The 1,821-nt window shown below is 66.4% G+C and carries 3 protein-coding genes; all 3 read left to right on the forward strand.

The window, feature by feature from the left end:
* On the forward strand, window positions 1–963 hold a 963-nt coding region (locus tag AC27VN_RS40395), incomplete at its 5' end, for a dihydrolipoyllysine-residue acetyltransferase (RefSeq protein WP_490880352.1).
* A gap of 55 nt (window positions 964–1,018) precedes the next feature.
* Window positions 1,019–1,612, forward strand: coding sequence for an Ntn hydrolase family protein (locus AC27VN_RS40400; RefSeq protein WP_057593671.1), 594 nt, complete (start codon window positions 1,019–1,021; stop codon window positions 1,610–1,612).
* On the forward strand, window positions 1,609–1,821 hold a 213-nt coding region (locus AC27VN_RS40405; RefSeq protein ID WP_490880353.1), incomplete at its 3' end, for a biotin/lipoyl-containing protein. The genes AC27VN_RS40400 and AC27VN_RS40405, both read left to right, overlap by 4 nt.

The raw sequence follows: 1,821 nt of genomic DNA on the forward strand, positions 1-1,821 counted from the left end.
GATCCCACCAAGAGTCCGTCGGCCGGCCTGCCGCACGCCTCGCCCTCGGTGCGCAAGTTCGCGCGCGAGCTCGGCGTGCCGCTCGAGGAGGTCAAGGGTTCCGGTCCCAAGGGCCGCATCACGCAGGAAGACGTCCAGGGCTTCACCAAGGCCGTGATGAGCGGTCAGGCGACCACCAAGGCTTCCGCCGCGGCCAAGCCCGCGGCCGGTGGCGGTGCCGACGGCGCCGCGCTGGGCCTGCTGCCCTGGCCGAAGGTCGACTTCACGAAGTTCGGCACGGTCGAGCGCAAGGACCTGTCGCGCATCAAGAAGATCAGCGGCGCGAACCTGCACCGCAACTGGGTGATGATCCCGCACGTCACGAACAACGACGATGCCGACATCACCGAGCTCGAAGCCTTCCGCGTTGCCACCAACAAGGAGAACGAGAAGTCGGGCGTGAAGGTCACGATGCTGGCTTTTGTGATCAAGGCGGTGGTCTCGGCGCTCAAGAAGTTCCCCGAGTTCAACACCAGCCTCGACGGCGACACGCTGGTCTACAAGCAGTACTTCCACATCGGCTTCGCGGCCGACACGCCCAACGGCCTCGTGGTGCCGGTGCTGCGCGATGCCGACAAGAAGGGCATCCTGCAGATCAGCCAGGAGATGGGCGAGCTCGCCAAGAAGGCGCGCGACGGCAAGCTCGGCGCGGCCGACATGCAGGGCGGCTGCTTCTCGATCAGCTCGCTCGGCGGCATCGGCGGCACGCACTTCACGCCGATCATCAACGCTCCCGAAGTGGCCATCCTCGGCCTCTCGAAGAGCGCGATGAAGCCGGTGTGGGACGGCAAGCAGTTCGTGCCGCGCCTGACGCTGCCGCTGTCGCTGTCCTACGACCACCGCGTCATCGACGGTGCCTCGGCGGCGCGTTTCAACGCCTACCTGGGCCAGGTGCTCGCCGACTTCCGCCGCGTGCTGCTATGAGCGCCCAGGCTGCTTCGGCGGCCTCGGCGCCCCTGGCGAACCGGCGCGAGGCCCCATGACCACGGTCGTGGCCGTCCGCAAGAACGGCCAGGTCGCCATGGCGGCCGACGCGCTCGTGACCTTCGGGGACACGCGGCTCACGCACCGGCAGGAGGCGAACCAGAAGATCTTCTCGATCGAGGACGCCGCCGGCCACAGCCTGTTCGCGATGGCCGGCGCCGCGGCGCACTTCCTGGTGCTGCAGCATGCGCTGGCCGCGCAGCCGCGCGAGTCGCTGCTGTTCGGCAGCAAGCACGAGGTGTTCCGCACCTTCACGATGCTGCATCCGGTGCTCAAGAGCTCGTTCTTCATGGAGACCAAGGAAGACGACCACGAGCCCTACGAGTCGAGCCAGTTCACGATGCTGCTGGCCAACGCGAGCGGGATCTACGGCATCTACAGCTACCGCGAGGTGTTCGAGTTCAAGCAGTTCTGGAGCATCGGCTCGGGACGCAGCTTCGCGCTCGGCGCCATGCATGCGGTGTACGACCAGAAGTCGCGCTCGGCGCGCGACGTGGCGGAGGCGGGGATCGCCGCCGCCTGCGAATTCGATCGCAATTCGGCCGGACCGGTCGACTCTCTCACACTCAAACTGAAAGTGTCCAAATGAGCGAACAACAAATCAAGGTGCCCGACATCGGCGACTTCGACGAAGTGGCGGTGATCGAGGTGCTGGTGAAGGTGGGCGACACGGTGAAGGCCGAGCAATCGCTGATCACGGTCGAATCGGACAAGGCCTCGATGGAGATCCCGTCGTCCGCGGCCGGCGTGGTGAAGTCGCTGGCGGTGAAGGTGGGCGACAAGGTCAAGGAAGGCTCG

Source organism: Variovorax sp. 20P10.2.4 (assembly GCF_058244205.1).